The organism is Paraburkholderia aromaticivorans, assembly GCF_012689525.1.
In the GTDB taxonomy this organism is placed as follows: domain Bacteria; phylum Pseudomonadota; class Gammaproteobacteria; order Burkholderiales; family Burkholderiaceae; genus Paraburkholderia; species Paraburkholderia aromaticivorans_A.
The window spans coordinates 2,443,801-2,462,896 of the sequence record NZ_CP051516.1 but is presented as its reverse complement, the minus strand read 5'-3'; the positions used below and the strand labels follow the sequence as shown (position 1 = coordinate 2,462,896).

The window sequence follows — 19,096 nt, the reverse complement described above, 5'->3', positions numbered from 1 at the left end:
AGAGGGCTTCTTGAAGCCCCAGCAGGCCGCGAATTGGGCCATTCCATGCGCGAATTCTGCCAGGCTCGTCACGGATACCGAGGCGACGTGCCGATCCGGAACGGGTTATTTTCCGTTTGCTCAACAAAGCCAATCCCACTGAGATGGAATATCGCAAAGGCCGTTTCGTGTGCTCGTTGAAAGCGTTCGAAATCGGCCATTTGCGGTCTGCTTCGAGTCAACCGCGCAAAGAGAGCGTCACCATGCAGGGCATGGCGCTTAATATCGCGGCATCTTCCTGGCGTCTGATGACGCGGCGTCCCCGTGAGGAGGGCGCAGGTCTATCGGCAAGCAGCAAACACATTGAAGTTGGAATCAAGATGGACAGATTACGCGAGATGGAGGTTTTCGTAGCCATCGTCGACGGAGGCAGTTTTACCAGCGCGTCGGACAAACTTGGCATGTCGGCCCCCGCGGTGTCGCGGGCGCTCACCTCGCTCGAAGCCCGTTTGGGTGCGCAACTGCTTGCGCGAACAACCCGTTCAGTCCGGCCGACCGAGGCGGGTATGTCATACCTCGATGCCTGCCGTCGGGTGTTGGATGCCGTCACGGACGCCGAAGCCGATGTCGCGGCGTGTCAGGACAATCCGGTAGGCACACTGACCATTTCTGCGCCGGTGCTGTTTGGCCAGCGATTCATCGCTCCGCTAATTGATGCCTATGCCCAGCGTTATCCGGACGTCAGCATTAACGCGGTGTATGTCGATCGCACCACGCGACTTCTCGAGGAGGGCGTGGATGTCGCCATCCGGATAGGCCACCTGGGCGATTCGTCGATCTATGCCATTCCGTTGGGTTTTGTACGGCGTCGAACCTACGCGGCTCCGGCTTATCTCGCGGCGCACGGGGAACCCGTTCATCCCCGGGAGCTTGCCGATCATCACTGCGTGTCCCTCACGGGCGTGACGAATCCTCTCGAATGGTCGTTTTATGAAAACGGCTCGCGGCTATCGGTCCGGGTTCAGCCGCGAATGATCGTCAACCTGGCTCCCGCGGCCGTGATGGCCGCCGTCGACCGCGTGGGAATAACGCAACTGTTTTCCTACCAGGCGGCCCCCGAGGTACTCAATGGAACGCTGCTGCCGGTCTTGACGGCATTCGAACCCGAGTCGACGCCTGTCAACTTGCTGCATGTGGAGCGGCGTGGCGCAAGCGGTAAGATTCGGGCCTTCGTGGAGTTCGTGACCGAGACGTTGCGTAGAAACGTACATCTTCAACAGCACATGGAGACCGCGATGGCTATGAATGGGACTTCTGGAATTTTGAGTTCGGTGAAATAGGGTGTGCTGAGGGAGCGAGTCCGTTCATGCGGGCTCGTCTACACGGCGAGTTGTTCAAGCCGACCCAGCCGGCGCGATGGCAAGACGAAGTTCGCGGTAAGCAGTCACCAGCGCATCGAGGCTGAATGTCCGGTTCAAGCCGCTGGGATTGGGCAGCACCCATGCGCGGGCGCCACCAAACGCGGTGGGTTGCAGCCCCCACTGGATGTCGCGGCTGCCCGACATTGCGCTGAGCGCCATCTTGCCGAGGAAGGCCACGCATTGTGGCGCATAGCCTTCAATCTTCCGCTCGAACTCCGTCGCGGCCGCTTTGAATTCCCATGGGGATAGCTGGTCCGCTCGCGCGGTCGGACGCGAGACCACCGTGGTGAGACCACAACCGTGCTGAAGAAGCGTGTGGTCGTCTTTGGGGCCGATCTGTTCGGGAGTAAAACCCGCCAGATGAATGGCCCGCCAGAACCGATTGCCTCGGCCGGCAAAATGGCGGCCGGTCGACGCCGCGCAGACGCCCGGGTTGACGCCGCAAAATACGACGGATAAACCCGGCTCAAGGAGATCAGGAAGAGATTGAGGTGAATCGGAGCGAGTCACGGAGGGTGTAAGCCTGTTCATGAAGTACATTCGAGGCGCCGGGTGGCAACAAACCTGGGTAGACCCGAGACCTAATCGACCATTTCCAGTTCCGCTGTTTCGACTTGCTCGTCCACGTCGCCAGATGCCCACTGCTGCTTGCCAACCGTACCACGGAATCGTTGGCGATACTGTCTGGGCGTGACGTTGAGCCGCCGGAAGAAAGTGGCTCGCATATGCGTGGCGCTGTGAAAACCACAATTGAACGCCACGGTCTTCAGAGGCGCATCGGTCTCCTCGAGCAGTTTCCTCGCGGTGTCGACGCGAACCTGTTCGACAAACGCCGAGGGCGTCACCTTCGCATACTTCGCGAATAACCGCGAGAAGGTACGGCGGCTGACCGACACAGCGCTGGCAAGCTGTTCGATCGACAGCGCGTCGGTTATGTGCTCGGTCACGTAGCGGAGCACCTTGCCGACGATCGGATCCTGGTCCTTCCGCACTCCAACGTAAGGACTGTATTGAGACTGTCCGCCTTCCCGCTGGATGTAGACCACCAGACGTTTCGCAACCCGCACTGCCAGTTCGTGCCCCCAGTCTTCCGCCACGAGCGAAAGACACAGGTCGATGCCCGCCGTCACGCCGGCAGAGGTAAAGAGGCGTCCGTCACGGATGAAGATCCGGTCGGGCTGCACGGACGCCTGCGGAAACTCGTCAGCGAGGCGGCCCGCATCTGCCCAGTGTGTCGTCACTTCCTTGCCGTCGAGCAGCCCGGCGTGCGCGAGCACGAACGCTCCGTTGCAAACGGAACCGAACCGGGTTGCGCCGCGCGCCTGGTCTTGCAGCCACTTCAGAAACTCGGGCCGTGGCTGGACATTGGGCAACCGCGGTCCGCCTGCTACCAACAGCAAGTCGAATGGCGTGTCGAAGTCCGCATAGCCGTGGGGAACCGTGAGTTGCATCCCGTTCGAGCAGGCCACGGTGCCGGCCTCGTTTCCTACGAGAAAGACCTCGTATTTCTGATGCTCGGGCAAAAATGTGTTTGCCTCCGCGAATACGTCCAAGGGGCCAGCGACATCCAGCGCCTGCACATCATCGAATATAACAATGGCGACTTTCATGCCGTGACCCTCGTTCCTTGTTGCTGGCGTTCATGCCCGCGTCCCTCAAGCGGGCCGGTCGACCCACCGTTCGCGAGTCCGCGCGCGCCCGGTGAGCGGCTTGCCCGCCGGTTCGCGACACAGGTGTCTCTTCGCTGGATCCACTATAAGAGGGAAGCGCCACGGGATAAATGCGCTGCGCCGAAAATCACTTGTTACACCAGGTAGGGGTATGCAAACCGGGAAATACTGGTAAAGAGGCGCGTAGACACGTTCGTTGGCCGTCGCAAGGGCGGAGTCAGGGGCACGCCGTCTGGTGCGGGGTGCCTCATGACCCGTTGGCAGCCGTCGCGCATGGCGCCACGGCTACGTGGCCCAAATCTCACCTTCATTGGCCAGCGACGGCGCCAACGATGCACACAGTCGCTGCGCCGACTACCTATGCTTGATCTCATCAATGCGGCTGGGAACGTAAAGCCCGGGCGCACCAGAGAATCTGTCGCCGGCGAAATGCACGTCCGTCCCTAGCCCCTGGTTGCGCGCCGGACTCGCCACGATGAGGCTCCAGTCGCCTCACCACATGTCACGGTCGAAGTTCAGACCTGACGCGAATGGAGGACAGATTCATCATGTTGATGGAAAAAATTCAAAGCTCTTTCCTGTTCGGAGGAAACGCCCCCTACGTCGAGGAGCAGTACGAACTCTACCTGGCTGACCCGGCATCGGTTGCGGATGAGTGGCGCGGGTATTTCGATGCGTTGCGGGAAACGCCCGCCATCGACGGCAGCGACCGCGATGACGAACCGCACGCACCCGTCGTTTCCAACTTCGTCGATCTGGGCAAGCGCTCGCGCGCCACGGAGATCAGGCTCGACGACGGCCTTGCGATCGCCAGAAAACAGGTGGCCGTGCAGTCGCTGATTGCCGCGTTCCGCATGGTCGGCACGCGCAAGGCGAAACTGGACCCGCTGCTGTGGACGCCGCCACAGGCTTCGGTCGAACTTACGCCAGCGTTCTACGGCTTGTCGGCAGCCGACATGTCCACGCGATTCAGCACGGCGGACACGTTTCTTTTTGACGAAGACGCAACGCTAGGCGACATCGTCGCGGCACTCGAACAGACTTATACGGGCACACTCGGCGCCGAATTCATGCATCTGACCGATGCCGGCGAGCGGCGTTGGTGGCAGATGCAACTCGAGTCGACACGCGCGAGACCTTCGTTTTCGGTAGCGGAGAAAAACCGCTTTCTCGAACGTCTGACGGCTGCTGAAGGACTGGAGAAGTACCTGCACACGCGCTATGTCGGGCAAAAGCGCTTCTCGCTGGAAGGTGGCGAATCGTTGATCGTGCTGCTGGACGAACTCGTCCGCTATGGTGCGTCGAAGAAGGTCAACACGGTGGTGATGGGCATGGCGCACCGTGGGCGTTTGAATGTGCTGGTGAACATTGTCGGCAAGCCTTTGCGCGCGCTCTTCGACGAGTTCGACGGCAAGAGCGGCGACCGTCTGCCGGCCGGCGACGTCAAGTACCACAAGGGCTACAGCAGTGTCACGCAGACAGACGACGGGCCCGTCGATGTCGTGCTTGCATTCAATCCTTCGCATCTGGAAATCGTCAACCCGGTCGTGCAGGGCATGGCACGCGCCAAAGGAGACGCCTCGGGCGAGGGTGACGGTAGCGACGTGCTGCCCGTCGAAATTCACGGCGACGCGGCAATGTCCGGGCAAGGCGTCGTGATGGAAACGTTGAGCCTCACGTACACCCGCGGACACGGTACGGGTGGAACCGTGCACGTCGTCGTCAACAATCAGATTGGCTTTACGACTTCGGATCCGCGCGATACACGCTCGTCGTTCTACAGCACGGACATCGCGAAGATGATCGAGGCGCCGGTTCTGCACGTCAACGCTGACGATCCGGAAGCGGTGGCCATGGCGGTGCGGCTCGCGCTCGACTATCGCACGGCGTTCCAGCGCAGCGTGGTGATCGATCTCGTCTGTTTTCGCAAGCACGGGCATCAGGAACAGGACACGCCCGCCATCACGCAGCCTCTCATGTACCGTGCGATTGCCAGCCATCCGGGCGTGAGGACCGTGTATGCCCAACAGTTGATCAAGGAAGGCGTGGTGACGTCGGATCAGGTCAAGGACTACCTCGACGCGCGGCGCGAAAGCCTCGAGCACGCGAGAGAGAGCAACGCGGTCGAGGCAGCCGTCCAGCCGGACGAAATCCCCGCATGGCCGAAGTTTCTCGAGGACTATGCCGGCCCGGTCCAGTATGGCCCTCCGTTGCCCGCGCAGGTGCGTGCGCTGGCGCAGCAGGTCTCGACCGTTCCGGACGGTTATGAGCTGCATCCGCTGGTCGGCAAGATGATCGGCGCACGCCGCGAGATGGCCGCGGGAAAAAAGCCGGTCGATTGGGGCATGGGCGAGCACCTGGCATTCGGCTCGTTGCTGGGCGCCGGGATCGATGTCCGCCTGAGCGGGCAGGACAGCGCGAGGGGCACGTTCAATCACCGTCACGCCGTTCTGCACAATCAGACACGCACGAGCCGGTCGGAGGGCGTCTACATCCCGCTGGAGCATATCGGCGAGGCACAAGGCCGATTTACCGTGACGAACTCCATTCTGTCGGAGGCGGCCGTGCTGGCCTTCGAGTATGGCTACTCGACGGTGAACCGCAATGCGCTCGTCGTGTGGGAAGCGCAGTTCGGTGACTTCGCGAATGGTGCGCAGGTCGTGATCGATCAGTTCATCGCAGCGGGCGCCGCCAAGTGGGGGCAACTCAGCGGGTTGACGCTGTTCCTGCCACATGGCCAGGACGGGCAGGGACCGGAACACGCGTCGGCGAGGCTTGAGCGATATCTGCAGCTTTGCGCGCAGGACAACATGCGGGTAGCCCAACCGACCACGCCCGCGCAACTGTTTCATTTGCTGAGGATGCAAGCGGCTGTCTTCGATCGCCGGCCGCTCGTCGTGATGACGCCCAAGTCGCTGTTGCGTCATCCGGAAGCGGTCAGCACGCTCGACGATCTGGCCACGGGCGCGTTCCGTGAGATCCTGGTGGATACGCAGGTCGAGCCGTCGCGGGCGTCGGGTGTGGAGCGCGTCATCGTGTCGTCGGGCAAGGTCTATTTCGACCTGCTGGAACATCGCCGCACGTCGGGTGTTGCCGATACGCCGCTCATCCGCGTCGAACAGTTGTATCCGTTTCCGTCCCGGCAACTCGCCGCGGAGTTCGCGCGCTATCCGAATCTGAAGACCGTGGTCTGGTGTCAGGAGGAGTCGCGCAACCAGGGTGCGTGGAGCTTCATCGAACCGCAGTTGCGTGAGATCCTGCCTTCGGCGGCGCAACTGCGGTATGCGGGGTCGGCGGCTTCCGCGTCGACTGCGCCCGGTTATCACGCGGTCCACGCGGCAAGGCAGGCAGCGCTGATTTCGAGTGCGTTCGCGGACTAACGGCGCATGCGTATTGCGGTGATGCCGGTGCATCACCGCAATGGCTCAAATCCGGCCTAACCTGGCCCGGATACAAGCTCTTTTACGCGTGTGCGCAGCCTCAATCGTTGTCAGAATGAATAAAGCCGTTTCTCACGATACTTCCAGACGCACATCAAAAAAGTGCTAGATGGGCTGCGCTTTGTACGGAGAACCCGTCGAAGCAATCGCCCATAAGCTGGTATGGAACATACGCTGTTCTCGAGTTGGAAGGGAAATCGTCCTTAGATTTTGGCCGCTGATGTTGTCAGCGCCCGTTTCCATGCGAGCCAGCCATGACCCAAAACCCAAACGTTGCTTTAGACGCTCTCCTGAAACCGCCGGCTGCCGGCGAATCGATGTCGGGTGCCGACATCATCCTGCGCGTGCTGAGCGAACAGGGCGTCGATACCGTATTCGGCTATAGCGGCGGCGCAATTTTGCCGACGTACGACGCCGTGTTTCGTTTCAACGAGATGCACGCGCAAACGCCCGAGCGCCAGATCAAACTCGTCGTACCGGCCAATGAACAGGCCGCCGGCTTCATGGCCGCCGGTTACGCGCGCGCGAGCGGAAAGGTCGGTGTGTTCATGGTGACGTCGGGCCCCGGCGCGACGAACGCGGTGACACCGATCGCCGACTGCAACGGTGATTCGATTCCCGTCGTCCTCATATGCGGACAGGTGCCTCGTGCCATGATCGGCACCGATGCTTTCCAGGAAGCGCCCGTCTTTAACATCATGTCGGCGTGCGCGAAACAGGTGTTTCTGGTGACCGATCCGGCGAAGCTGGAACAGACGCTGCGGACCGCATTCGAAGTCGCGCGCACGGGCCGTCCAGGCCCGGTTGTCGTGGATGTGCCGAAGGACATCCAGAACTGGACCGGCACTTACCACGGGCAAGGTACGCTGGAATTTCGAGGCTATTCCGACCGTCTTCGAATGGTGGCAAAGGGCGCTCGTCTCGACGAGAACAAGCGCACCGACTTCTTCGATCTGCTGGCGCAAAGCAAGCGGCCGCTGCTGTATGCCGGCGGCGGCATTATCACGGCCGGCGCGACGGCTGAACTGCGTCAGTTTGCCGAACGCTTCGGGGTCCCCGTGGTGACCACGTTGATGGGTCTTGGCGCGATATCCGTGAAACACGAACTGGGCCTCGGCATGCTGGGCATGCACGGCGCGGCCTGCGCGAACTACGCGGTGGAAGATTGTGACTTCCTGATCGCGGTGGGCGCCCGCTTCGATGACCGGGTCGCTGGTGGCCGCCCTGACGCATTCGCGCCCAGAGCGCGGCATGTCGCGCATATCGACATCGACGAGGCGGAAATCAACAAGGTGAAACGGGCGCACTGGACCCACGTAGGCGACGCGAGGGATACCTTGCTGTCACTGATGAAACATGGTCCAGCCGCGCAACCGCCTTTAGACTGGCTCGATCGTATCAAGGAACTGAAGCGGGTCTACGGTATGAACTACGACCGGAATAGTCCGGCAATTCAGCCGCAATTCGTTGTCGAAAAGCTCAGTGACATGACCGGCGGGCGAGCAATCGTCACCACGGGTGTCGGCCAGCATCAAATGTGGGCTGCGCAATTTTTCGACTTCGTCGAGCCGCGCAGCTTCCTCACTTCGGGCAGCATGGGGACCATGGGTTTCGGGTTGCCCGCGGCTATCGGGGCTCAATTGGCGCGGCCGGATGCCCTTGTCATCGATATCGATGGTGACGGCAGTATCCGCATGAATATTGGCGACCTGGAGACGGCCACCACCTATGGCGTGCCGGTCAAAGTCCTGTTGCTCAACAATCTCGGTGACGGGATGATCCGGCAATGGCAGCGCCTCTTTTACGAGGGCCGCTTGTGCGTGAGCGACAAGTCGCTGCATCGCAAGGATTTTGTCATGGCGGCACAGGCCGACGGGTTTGAGTTTGCGCGTCGCGTTGAAACCATGGGCGAACTGGAGGACCAGCTTAAGGCCTTCGTGGAATTCGACGGACCGGCTTTCCTCGAAGTGATGGTCGACGAGAACGCTGATGTGTTTCCGATGGTGGGGCCGGGGCAAGGCTACGCGAATATGGTCACCGGGCCGTTCATTCCGTCGCGGGCCGAGCCGGAAGCCAAAGGGAAGGGCACGGAGCGTCAGGCGGCGGCCGATATGTTCTAGCCGTACTTCGTGCTGGTTCACTCGCGCTTACGCGACCGCTTCAGCAACGTGCCAATGCCATTGGCTGCGCTATACTTGCGGCGATGAAATTCCTGCGGACACTTCTCGTCTTGCTGCTGTGTGTGATGCTGCCCCTGAGCGGGCTGGCAGCGAGCGGCACGGCTGGAGCGTGTCCAATGGAATCCGCCATGACCGGCGACAACGCCGCCATGTCGGCCGACATGCCGGGCTGCGATTCGGCAGGCGCGATGTCCAGCGAACACGCCAAGTCGAAGATATCGCTGTGCAAGGTGAGCGCCCAGTGTCAGATGGGCAGCCTCTATCACCCCGTTTCTGCTCCCACCGTGACTCGACCCGCCGGGTCGTTTGTTCCCGTCAGCTTCCACTACGCACAGTCGCTCTCCATCCGCGAGCCGGATGGCCTCTGGCGTCCACCGCAGTCCCTCTAACTCCATCGTTCTGGTTCGCCGCTTTTGAGCGGTGATGTCGTCCCGTTCGGGACGTGAGTTCGTGTGTCCGCTCGCGCGGCTACACGCGGCTCGACCATTCGAGGTTAGAACATGCTTTCCATCATTGGCACGCCGGCATTCCGGCGCGCCCGGGCTGGCTCGTGCGCCGTCTTTTTCGCGTTCGGCCTGTTGGCTGGCCACGCGGCACACGCCCAGGACGCGGGCCTGACGCTCGACGAGGCGCTTCAAATAGCCACCAGTCGTTCGTCCTCGATCCAGGCTGCGCAAGCCTCGGTTCGAGGAAGTTCGGACGTGGTTGTCAAAGCCGGGCAACTGCCCAATCCCACGCTGAATCTGAGTCTCCAGAACTTGCCTGTCAATGGACCCAATGCGTTCACGATCGGGCAGGACAATTTCACGATGCGCGGCATCGGCATCCAGCAGGAATGGGTTTCTCCTGCCAAGCGCCGTCTGCAGACAACGCGGGCCGATCGTGCCGTGGAGCGCGAGAAATCGATGTACCTCGAAAAGGTCGCGGAGGTTCGTCAGCAAGTGGCCATGGCCTGGCTCAACGCCATCTATGCAAAAAAAACCGTCGCACTAAGTCAGGCGCTGGTTGAGCATCTGAGCCAGGAGCTCACCGCAAAACAGGCTTCGTACCGCGGCGCAAAAGGGGCGGCGATCGATGTCGCTCAGGCGAACCTGACGCTTGGAAATGCGCGTGACGAACTGATCAGTGCCCAACAGGACGAGAAGACCGCGTTGATTACGCTGTCGCGCTGGACGGGAGCGGGCAATGTGCTCGAAGTGGGCGGCACGCCGCCGGCACTCCAGTCAAACGTATCCAGTTTAAGCGTCGAGCAGCTTGCTCAGGTTCAGCCTGCGTTGATCGCGGCTCGCGCAGCCATTTCGCTGGCCGATGCCGACACGGACGTGACCCGCAGCAACCGGAGCCCGAACTGGACGTGGGGGCTGACCTACTTCAAGAGCGGTGGGAAGTTCCCGGACTACGTGTCGGTCGGTGTTTCCATCCCTTTGCCGATCCACCGCGGGAAAGTCGAAGACCGCGACGTCGAGCAAAAGTCCGAAATGGGTACGCAGGCGCGGCTCACTTATGAAGACACCGAGCGACAGGTTGTCGCGGATATCCAGAGTCTGACGGCAAAGCTCGCCAGTGGACGGGGCCGTCTAGCCAACGCGCAACACACCGTTCTTCCCGCGGCCGAACAAAAAGTGCAACTGGCCAATGCTGCTTACCGCTCGGGCACCGGCACGCTCTCCGATGCGTTGGATGCAAGACACACACAGCTCGAAGCCGACCTTCAGGTGTTGAACCTCGAGCGGGACGTTTCCCTCGTCTGGGCGCAGCTGGAATACCAGGTTCTGCCGCCCGACCTGACCTCCGGCCAGTAAAGAGAAAAAACATGAACCAGGAACTGATCGTACGCGCGGTTGCGGCGGTGTTCACTGCAGCCGCGCTGCTAGCTGCCGGCTATGTGATCGGCACTCATCGTGCTGCAACAGAGCCATCCATGGCGTCAGCCACGGCCGGAGACAAGGTCGACCCAAAGACGGGCCGCGAAGTGCTCTATTGGCACGATCCGATGGTGCCGAACCAGCACTTCGACAAGCCCGGCAAATCGCCCTTCATGAACATGGCGCTTCAGCCCGTCTTCGCGGACGAAGGCGGTTCGAGCGGTATCAAGGTCGACTCGACGCTGCAACAGAATCTCGGCATCCGATACGCAACCGTGGTCCTTCAGGACGCCGCTGAACGTTTCGATGCGATCGGAACCACCCAGTTCGAGGAGTCGATGGCCGATGTCGTCCAGTCGCGGGTGACGGGTTATATCGATCACCTGTACGCGAGCGCTCCGATGCAACGTGTCGCAAAGGGGGCGCCGATTGCGTCGCTCTTCGTTCCGGACTGGCTGGCGCCTCAGGAAGAGTACCTGGCGCTCAAACGCGGGGGCATGGATGCCGGCCTGCTTGCCGCCGCACGTGCGCGCATGCAGGCGCTGTCGATTCCGGACGGGCTGATTGCCAGCCTCGACCGAACCGGAAAAGCGCAGACCCACGTCACGCTATTCGCCCAGCAGGCCGGCGTGCTGACGGAACTCAATGTTCGCGATGGTGCGATGGTGTCGCCTGGACAAACGCTCGCCAAGATCGCGGGTCTCTCGAAGCTGTGGCTGATCGTCGAGATACCCGAGTCGCTCGCATTGCAGGCGCGGCCCGGCATGATGGTCGACGCGACGTTCGCCGGCGACGCTTCGCAGCACTTTAGCGGCCACATCCGTGAAATCCTGCCGGGCATCAGTCCGGACAGCCGTACGCTGCAGGCGCGCCTCGAAATCGATAACGCAGGCCTGAGGCTGACCCCCGGGATGCTGATGCGCGCGCAGGTCAGCGGAGCGAAACCGGTCTCGCGGCTGCTCGTGCCGTCCGAAGCGGTCATCACGACCGGCAAGCGCTCGATCGTCATCGTCAGGAATCGCGACGGCCGGTTGCAGCCTGTCCAGATCGCGGTCGGTCACGATAGCGGCGACAGCACCGAGGTGACGAGCGGATTGACCGAAGGCCAGCAGGTTGTCGCATCGGGCCAGTTCCTGATCGACTCGGAAGCGAGCCTGAGGTCCGTGCTGCCGAAACTCGCAGGAAGCGCGGCACCCGCGGCGTTGGCCTCGGCGCCTGCTGTTGCCTCCGCGCCTGCTGCCGCGCAAACCTACGAAACGACCGGCAAGGTCGAAAAAGTCACCGCCAGCGACATCACGTTCTCACATCAACCTGTGCCGGCGCTGGGCTGGGGGGCGATGACCATGACCTTCGGCAAGCCATCGCCGACGGCCTTTCCGGACGTCAAGGTCGGCGAGTCCGTGCATTTCGTCTTCAAGCCATCCGGCGACGGCTACCAGTTGACGCAGGTCGAACCGGCCGGAGGCACGAAATGATTGCACGCATCATTCGCTGGTCGATTGACAACCGGTTCCTCGTGCTGCTCGCGACCGTGCTCGTCACCGCGTGGGGCGTTTATTCGCTGACTCAAACGCCGGTCGACGCATTGCCGGATCTCTCCGACACGCAGGTCATCATCAAGGCGTCGTATCCCGGCAAGGCGCCGCAAGTCGTTGAAGACCAGGTGACGTATCCGCTCACGACGACCCTGCTGGGGGTGCCCGGCGCGACCACCATACGCGCCTATTCGTCGTTCGGGGACGCATTCGTCTACGTGCTATTCGATGACAGGACGGACCCGTACTGGGCCCGCTCGCGCGTGCTCGAATATCTCAACCAGGTGCAGAGCCGCTTGCCGCCGGGCGCGACTGTTTCACTCGGGCCCGATGCCACAGGCGTTGGCTGGGTCTACGAATACGCACTGCTCGACCGCACGGGCAAACATGACCTCGGCCAGCTTCGGGCCTTGAACGACTGGTTTCTTAAGTTTGAGTTGAAATCGGTACCCGACGTTTCGGAGGTCGCTAGCATCGGCGGCATGGTGCGGCAATACCAGGTCGTTCTGGATCCGGACAAGCTGCGCGCCTACGGCATCACACAGGCTAGCGTCGCGGATGCCATCGGCAAGGCGAATCAGGAATCGGGTGGTTCGGTGGTCGAGCTGGCCGAGTCGGAGTACATGGTCAGGTCGTCGGGATATCTGCACTCGCTCGATGATTTCCGCCACATCGTGCTGCGCACGAACGGCACTGGGACCCCCGTATTGCTCGGCGACGTCGCGCGCATCCAGATCGGACCTGAAATGCGCCGCGGCATTGCCGAACTGAACGGTGAAGGCGAAGTGGCCGGCGGTGTGATCGTGATGCGCTCAGGAAAGAATGCGCTGACGACCATCGAAGCGGTCAAGGCAAAGCTCGCCGGGCTGAAAAAGTCTCTGCCGCCGGGCGTCGAGATCGTGACCACCTATGATCGCTCGCAACTCGTCGAGCGCGCCGTCGACAACCTCAAGGACAAGCTCATCGAAGAGTTCATCATCGTGGGCCTGGTCTGCGCAGTGTTCCTGTTCCACCTGCGCAGCGCGTTCGTGGCAATCCTGTCGCTGCCGCTCGGCGTGTTGACCGCATTCATTGTGATGCGTTATCAGGGCGTCAATGCAAACCTGATGTCATTGGGCGGCATTGCGATCGCGATTGGCGCGATGATCGATGCGGCTATCGTGATGATCGAGAACGCCCACAAACATCTGGAGGCGTACGACCACAAGCACCCCGATACGCCGATCACGACCGCCCAGCGGTGGGAGTTGATCGCGCAGTCGGCGGCCGAGGTCGGCCCCGCGCTGTTCTTTTCGCTCCTGATCATCACGCTGTCGTTCATTCCGGTGTTCTCGCTCGAAGGCCAGGAAGGGAAGCTGTTTGCGCCATTGGCATTCACGAAGACCTACACCATTGCCGCGGCCGCCGGGCTGTCCGTCACGCTCGTGCCGGTTCTAATGGGCTATCTGATCCGTGGCCGGATTCCGCATGAGAACGCCAATCCGATCAACCGTGTGTTGATCCGGCTTTACCGTCCGGTGCTCGAAGCGACGCTGCGCCGGCCGTGGGCCGCAATCGGCCTGGCAGTGCTGGCGCTTGCCATCACGGTGATTCCCGTGTCGCGGCTCGGTGGCGAATTCATGCCGCCGCTCGACGAAGGCGATCTGCTTTATATGCCGACCGCCTTGCCCGGCATCTCCGCGGACAAAGCCGCCGAGCTTTTGCAGCAGACGGATCGCCTCATCAAGACGGTTCCCGAAGTGAAAAGCGTGTTCGGCAAATCGGGACGTGCCGATACCGCGACCGATCCTGCGCCGTTCGAGATGTTCGAGACCACCATCCAGTTCAAGCCGCGCAGCGAGTGGCGGGCCGGGATGACCCCCGAGAAGCTGGTGGACGAACTCGACGCGCGCGTGAAGATTCCGGGTCTCTCGAATGTCTGGGTGCCGCCGATTCGCAATCGCCTCGACATGTTGTCGACCGGGATCAAGACGCCGGTCGGAGTGAAAATCTCCGGCGCGGACCTGGGGCAGATCGACAGGATCGCCACGCAGGTCGAATCCGTCCTGAAGAACGTTCCGGGCGTCACGTCGGCGTTGGCGGAACGCCTGAACGGCGGTCATTACATCGACGTCGATATCGACCGGCTGGCGGCCGCCCGCTACGGTCTGTCCGTGACGGACATCCAGTCCATCGTGTCGACCGCGGTGGGGGGCGATAAGGTCGGCGAGGTGATCGCGGGCCGCGAACGCTTTCCGATCAATATCCGGTATCCGCGGGAGATCCGGGACTCCGTCGACACGCTGCGCCAGTTGCCGGTCGTCACCGAGCGCGGCGCGCAGATCACGCTGGGCGATGTGGCGACGATCAGGATCTCGGATGGGCCGCCGATGATCCGCAGCGAGAACGCCCGCTTATCCGGCTACGTCTACGTCGACATTCGCGATACGGACTTGCAATCGGCCGTGAAGGCGATGCAGACCGCCGTTGCGCAACATGTTGTCCTGCCGCCCGGCTATTCCATCGCCTGGTCGGGGCAGTTCGAGTATCTGGAACGAGCGGCCGCGAAGCTGAGAACGGTGATTCCGGTGACGCTCGCGGTCATTTTTGTGCTGCTGTTCCTGACGTTCAACTCGGCGGCCGACGCCTTGTTGCTGATGTCGACGGTGCCGTTTGCGCTGGTCGGCGGGTTCTGGTTGATCTGGATCCTCGGGCACGCGGTGTCGGTGGCGACGGCGGTGGGATTCATCGCGTTGTCGGGCGTGGCGGCCGAATTCGGTGTCGTGATGCTGCTCTACCTGAAGGGCGCGCTCAACCACCGCCTCGACGCAGGTGAGCCGTTTACCGAAGCGACCCTGATCGACGCCATCCGCGAAGGCGCGGTTTTGCGTGTACGACCCAAGGCGATGACGGTCGCGGTTGTTCTCGCGGGCCTCATCCCGATCATGCTGGGCCATGGGTCTGGCTCCGAAGTCATGCAGCGCATCGCCGCGCCGATGGTTGGCGGCATGGTGACCGCGCCGCTCCTGTCGATGCTCATCATTCCGGCCGCCTGGCTGTTGCTGCAACGCCGCCGCGTTGCGCGCATGAAAGCCGACGCGCAAGACGCGCTTCAATCCCACGTAGCACCCAATGGCACGCTTGTGCCGCACACTCACTCTGGAGAAAACCCATGAAGAAGATGATCACTCTGACGGCTGCGCTCTGTACCGGTCTGACGCTCGCCGGCGCCGCGATAGCGGCGGACGATATGGCCGGCATGAAAATGACCCACGGCGCGATGGATGGCGGAACACCGAACCAGGCCGCGCTCACCGATGCGGTCATCAGGAAAGTGGACCGGTCGACCGGCATGGTGACGCTTCAGCACGGCGAACTGAAGAACATCGGGATGTCGTCGATGACCATGGCCTACAAGGCCAAGGATGCGGCAATGGTCAAACAGGCGAAGGAGGGCGAGAAGGTGAAGGTTCGCGTTGAAAATGTCGATGGCACGCTGACCATCGTGAAGCTTCTGAAACAGTAACGTTCGCGGTTGCACGGCGATGCGTCGGCGCCTTGTCCTTCCGCTAACGCATTGCTGTGTCAGTGCTGATGCTGATCCGTTGGCTGATAGCGCGGTAAGCGCCGACCTTGCGGCGCCTGCGCCCGTCAGGCACCGCGCCCGAACGCGCCCGCTCAGAACGACGTGCCGATCTGAAACTGGAACTTCTGATACTTGTCGGTCGCATGTTTGACGACCGGAAAGCCGAGCGACAGCTTGAGCGGACCGATCGGCGAAATCCATTCGAGACCCGCGCCATAGCTGTACCGCAAGCCGTTGGCGCCGGTGCTGTTGCCTTCGTCGCCCCAGACATTGCCGGCGTCGAGGAAGGTGAATACACGCAGCGTCCGGTCCCAGCCGCTGCCCGGCAGCGGGAACGTCATCTCGACGTTGGCCACCACCATCCGCGAGCCGCCGATCGGGTCGCCGGTCGTCTTGTCGGTCGGGCCGAGCGAGCCGGCCTCGTAGCCCCGCACCGAGCCGATACCGCCCGCGTAGTAATTCTTGAAGATCGGATAGGCCTTGCCCGCAAAGCCATTGCCGTAACCGCCCTGCAGATTCAGGCCGAGAATGAAGCCGCGCGCGAACGAATAGTAGTACTGCGCCTGCACGTCCGCCTTGTAGTACTCGGTGCCGCCGGCCGGCGTGCCGACTTCGCCGTTGGTCTGAATGAAGTAGCCGCGGCTCGGCACGAGCGCGCTGTCGCGATTGTCGCGAGCCCAGCCTGTTGTCAGCGGCACGTTGTTCACCACGCGGCCGAATTCGGAGACGTAATCCAGATAGCTTTGCGGCGTCGAAGAATCCGTGTTCAAGCGGTTCTGTTCGAGCCCGACGCCAAAATAGACCGTGTCCGCTTCGGAAAACGGAATGCCGAATTTCAGGTCCGCGCCCATCGTGATGATGCGGAAACTCGTGTCCGTGTAGTTGTAGAGCGGATAGCTGGTGCGGTAGTACACGTCGGTGATCCGCTTGATGCCGTCCACCGTGAAATACGGATCGGTTTGCGTCACGGTCAGCGTGCGGTAGGTCTTCGCGGTGTTCACGTTCACGGCGAGGCTCGTGCCCGAACCGAACACGTTGTCCTGCGAGATGCCGGCTGAGAGCACCACCTTGTCCGTCGATGAAAAGCCCGCGCCCAACGTAATCGCGCCAGTGGGTTTCTCGCTCACCTTGACGTCCACGTCGACCTGATCGGGCGAGCCCTCCACCGGCACGGTGGTGACGTCGACATCGGTGAAATAGCCGAGCCGGTTGACCCGGTCTTTCGAGAGCGTGAGACGGTTCGAATCGAACCACGAGCTTTCGAGCTGACGCATTTCGCGGCGCACCACTTCATCACGCGTACGCGTGTTGCCGATCACGTTGATATGGCGCACATACACGCGGCGGCTCGGGTCCACCTGCAGCGTCAGGTCGACCGTGTGGCGTTGCTGGTCGATCTTCGGCACCGCATTGACCGTAGCGAACGCATAGCCGTATTCCCCCAGCCTGTCGACGATGGCCTTGGTGGTGACCTGCAGTGTCTCGGCGGAGAAGCGCTCGCCGGCTTTGATATTCACGAGCTTCTTCAACTCGGCTTCGCGATCGAGCAGGTTGCCCGCGAGTCCGATCGACGCAATCGTGTACGGCTCGCCTTCATGCAGCGTGACCGTCAGGTACATCTCCTTCTTGTCCGGCGTCAGCGATACCTGAGTCGACTCGATGCTGAACTCCAGATAGCCGCGATTCAGGTAATACGAGCGCACGTGCTCCAGGTCGCCGGTCAGTTTGTCCTTTGCGTACAGGTCGTTCTTCGTGTACCACGAGAACCAGTTCGGCGTGGACAACTGCATCTCGTCGCGCAACGTATCGGTGCTGAACGCGTGGTTGCCGATGATGTTGATCTGGCGGATCTTCGCGCTCGGACCTTCGGCCACCGAGAACAGCACGGCCACCCGGTTGCGGTCGATCGGCGTGATCGTGGTGGTGACTTCGGCGGCGTAGTAGCCGCGCGTCAGGTATTGGCGCTTGAGTTCCTGCTCGGCCTTGTCGACCAGCGCCTTGTCATAGTAGCGGCCTTGCGACAGTCCGACCGAACTAAGCGCCTTGGTCAGGTTTTCCTTATCGAACTCGTGAATGCCCGCGAAGTCGATCGTGCCGACCGCCGGACGCTCCTGCACATACACGATGACCGCCTTGCCCTCGGTTGAGATCCTAACTTCGTTAAAGAAGCCCGTGGCATAGAGCGCGCGAATCGCTTCGGAAGCCTTATCGTCGCTGAACGTGCTCCCTTGCTTGATCGGCAGATAGGCGAACAGCGTGCCGCGCTCGACGCGTTTCAGTCCCTCGATGCGGATGTCCTGCACCACGAAAGGTTGCGCGGCGTGGGCGGACCCGCTTGTCAGCGTGATACCGGCGAGCGAGAGCGCACCGGCTAGACGGCTCGTTAACACTTGAAGGTTCATCTTGGGTTTCAGTCCTGATGCATCGCGCGACAGCGTGGAAGAGAGCGAGCGATGCATTCGAAACGACGTGCCTTGGCTCTGGAAAGCGCGAAGTATAGGGACGTGCGTGCCGTCGATCGTTACTGAAAACTTTCCGCACATTAGGGTTGCTAACGTGCGCAACGTGCTCGTTGGGCAGGCGCGTGCGGTTTGCGGGCGGTGCGGCGAAATAAAGCGTTACAGAACCCAAGGAAGCGTAGGGGGCGTGTAACCCAAGGGCCGGCGTGCGCTGCTATCGTCAAATGGTCGATTCCGCTACCTGCGAAACGCGTTTTGGAGAAGCGATCATGATTGAATATCTTTCACCCGCAGTTCTGGCGGCGGTCCTGCGTGTCAGCTCGACGCCGGTCTTTTCGATTCATCTGGCTCTGGCGTCGTTGCTTACTCCGCGCGAGGCGTCCGGCAGCGCGCCGAGCACGACTGACGGCAAGGCCGTGAGCCGTGCACCGCTCCGGCAGGAGGGCACGAGCCGTGTCTGATCCGTCGACCTTCATGCTGAATTCGATTACCGACATGCAATTGACGGCGGACGGTCAATATCTGCTGATTCACGGTAATCAGCCCACCGCGGCGTTGCATCGGTCGGTGCTCAACGACTTGCTGGTCGCGTTGCCGAATGCCATCGAGCACGCCGACCGCGTGATTCATAACGATCAGGAGATGGGTTTCGCGCTGCACTGCCAGGGCTGGGAAGTCGGCCGGCTCAACGGTATGGAGATGGTGGTGATCCGCTTCCGGCTATCGGGCAGCGCGGGCTTGTCGTTTTCGTTGCCGGCCGGGCAGATTCCTTATCTGCTGCAGGCGCTCGGCGGCGCGGCGGGCGTGAGTACGGCGGGCGTGAGCGAGCCCCGCTCGAACGACATGACGCTTCAGTAAAACCCGGTCGACCCACTCGCGCATGACGCAGTTCAAACGGGCGCTTGCCCGGATCCCTCTTCACCGCGCCGCATCGCTGCGTCCTTTCTCCTTTCCGAGCATTACCTGTCTTGATACTACGCCG

Annotated in this window: 13 protein-coding genes; 10 read left to right on the top strand and 3 right to left on the bottom strand. The window is 61.8% G+C overall.

The annotated features are described in order from the left end of the window. The first annotated feature begins 116 nt into the window (after nucleotides 1-116). Nucleotides 117-1,319, top strand: coding sequence for a LysR family transcriptional regulator (locus tag HF916_RS39170; protein ID WP_240975685.1), 1,203 nt, complete (start codon nucleotides 117-119; stop codon nucleotides 1,317-1,319). 54 nt (nucleotides 1,320-1,373) lie between these two features. Here HF916_RS39170 and mug read toward each other — a convergent pair whose 3' ends face one another. Then, nucleotides 1,374-1,931 carry a G/U mismatch-specific DNA glycosylase gene (gene mug, locus HF916_RS39165; protein WP_168795802.1) on the bottom strand — a complete coding sequence of 186 codons (558 nt, stop codon included), beginning with the start codon at nucleotides 1,929-1,931 and terminating at the stop codon, nucleotides 1,374-1,376. Between the two features lie 50 nt (nucleotides 1,932-1,981). Then, nucleotides 1,982-3,010, bottom strand: a complete 1,029-nt coding sequence (locus tag HF916_RS39160) for a GlxA family transcriptional regulator (protein ID WP_168794086.1) — start codon at nucleotides 3,008-3,010, stop codon at nucleotides 1,982-1,984. A 608-nt stretch (nucleotides 3,011-3,618) separates the two neighbouring features. Here HF916_RS39160 and HF916_RS39155 point away from each other — a divergent pair. The 7 genes from HF916_RS39155 (at nucleotide 3,619) to HF916_RS39125 (ending at nucleotide 15,595) form a co-directional block, all read left to right on the top strand. Next, complete coding sequence (locus tag HF916_RS39155; protein ID WP_168794085.1) at nucleotides 3,619-6,450, top strand: 2-oxoglutarate dehydrogenase E1 component; 2,832 nt, start codon at nucleotides 3,619-3,621, stop codon at nucleotides 6,448-6,450. 314 nt (nucleotides 6,451-6,764) lie between these two features. After that, nucleotides 6,765-8,630, top strand: a complete 1,866-nt coding sequence (gene ilvB, locus HF916_RS39150; protein WP_206001960.1) for a biosynthetic-type acetolactate synthase large subunit — start codon at nucleotides 6,765-6,767, stop codon at nucleotides 8,628-8,630. 83 nt (nucleotides 8,631-8,713) lie between these two features. Next, nucleotides 8,714-9,079, top strand: a complete 366-nt coding sequence (locus HF916_RS39145; protein WP_168794084.1) for a hypothetical protein — start codon at nucleotides 8,714-8,716, stop codon at nucleotides 9,077-9,079. Between the two features lie 111 nt (nucleotides 9,080-9,190). Beyond that, nucleotides 9,191-10,492, top strand: a complete 1,302-nt coding sequence (locus tag HF916_RS39140) for a TolC family protein (protein ID WP_168794083.1) — start codon at nucleotides 9,191-9,193, stop codon at nucleotides 10,490-10,492. Nucleotides 10,493-10,503: 11 nt separating this feature from the next. Then, complete coding sequence (locus HF916_RS39135) at nucleotides 10,504-12,030, top strand: efflux RND transporter periplasmic adaptor subunit (RefSeq protein ID WP_168794082.1); 1,527 nt, start codon at nucleotides 10,504-10,506, stop codon at nucleotides 12,028-12,030. Then, nucleotides 12,027-15,245: an efflux RND transporter permease subunit gene (locus tag HF916_RS39130; protein WP_168794081.1), complete on the top strand. Its 3,219-nt coding sequence runs from the start codon at nucleotides 12,027-12,029 to the stop codon at nucleotides 15,243-15,245. The genes HF916_RS39135 and HF916_RS39130 overlap by 4 nt, the downstream gene beginning before the upstream one ends. After that, nucleotides 15,242-15,595, top strand: a complete 354-nt coding sequence (locus tag HF916_RS39125) for a copper-binding protein (RefSeq protein WP_168794080.1) — start codon at nucleotides 15,242-15,244, stop codon at nucleotides 15,593-15,595. The genes HF916_RS39130 and HF916_RS39125 overlap by 4 nt, the downstream gene beginning before the upstream one ends. Nucleotides 15,596-15,747: 152 nt before the next feature. Here HF916_RS39125 and bamA read toward each other — a convergent pair whose 3' ends face one another. After that, complete coding sequence (gene bamA, locus HF916_RS39120) at nucleotides 15,748-18,057, bottom strand: outer membrane protein assembly factor BamA (protein ID WP_206001959.1); 2,310 nt, start codon at nucleotides 18,055-18,057, stop codon at nucleotides 15,748-15,750. 326 nt (nucleotides 18,058-18,383) lie between these two features. Between bamA and HF916_RS39115 the strand changes: the two genes are divergently transcribed. Together HF916_RS39115 and HF916_RS39110 are read left to right on the top strand one after the other, a co-directional pair. Further along, nucleotides 18,384-18,575, top strand: coding sequence for a hypothetical protein (locus HF916_RS39115; RefSeq protein ID WP_168794079.1), 192 nt, complete (start codon nucleotides 18,384-18,386; stop codon nucleotides 18,573-18,575). After that, nucleotides 18,568-18,972 carry a hypothetical protein gene (locus HF916_RS39110; protein ID WP_168794078.1) on the top strand — a complete coding sequence of 135 codons (405 nt, stop codon included), beginning with the start codon at nucleotides 18,568-18,570 and terminating at the stop codon, nucleotides 18,970-18,972. The genes HF916_RS39115 and HF916_RS39110 overlap by 8 nt, the downstream gene beginning before the upstream one ends. Nucleotides 18,973-19,096 lie beyond the last annotated feature (124 nt).

Excerpts from the sequence above, each read along its gene's own strand:
- mug (WP_168795802.1), bottom strand. The coding sequence starts at position 1,931 with ATGAACAGGCTTACACCCTCCGTGACTCGCTCCGATTCACCTCAATCT.
- HF916_RS39160 (WP_168794086.1), bottom strand. The coding sequence starts at position 3,010 with ATGAAAGTCGCCATTGTTATATTCGATGATGTGCAGGCGCTGGATGTC.
- HF916_RS39155 (WP_168794085.1), top strand. The coding sequence starts at position 3,619 with ATGTTGATGGAAAAAATTCAAAGCTCTTTCCTGTTCGGAGGAAACGCC.
- ilvB (WP_206001960.1), top strand. The coding sequence starts at position 6,765 with ATGACCCAAAACCCAAACGTTGCTTTAGACGCTCTCCTGAAACCGCCG.
- HF916_RS39145 (WP_168794084.1), top strand. The coding sequence starts at position 8,714 with ATGAAATTCCTGCGGACACTTCTCGTCTTGCTGCTGTGTGTGATGCTG.
- HF916_RS39140 (WP_168794083.1), top strand. The coding sequence starts at position 9,191 with ATGCTTTCCATCATTGGCACGCCGGCATTCCGGCGCGCCCGGGCTGGC.
- HF916_RS39135 (WP_168794082.1), top strand. The coding sequence starts at position 10,504 with ATGAACCAGGAACTGATCGTACGCGCGGTTGCGGCGGTGTTCACTGCA.
- HF916_RS39130 (WP_168794081.1), top strand. The coding sequence starts at position 12,027 with ATGATTGCACGCATCATTCGCTGGTCGATTGACAACCGGTTCCTCGTG.
- HF916_RS39125 (WP_168794080.1), top strand. The coding sequence starts at position 15,242 with ATGAAGAAGATGATCACTCTGACGGCTGCGCTCTGTACCGGTCTGACG.
- bamA (WP_206001959.1), bottom strand. The coding sequence starts at position 18,057 with ATGAACCTTCAAGTGTTAACGAGCCGTCTAGCCGGTGCGCTCTCGCTC.
- HF916_RS39115 (WP_168794079.1), top strand. The coding sequence starts at position 18,384 with ATGATTGAATATCTTTCACCCGCAGTTCTGGCGGCGGTCCTGCGTGTC.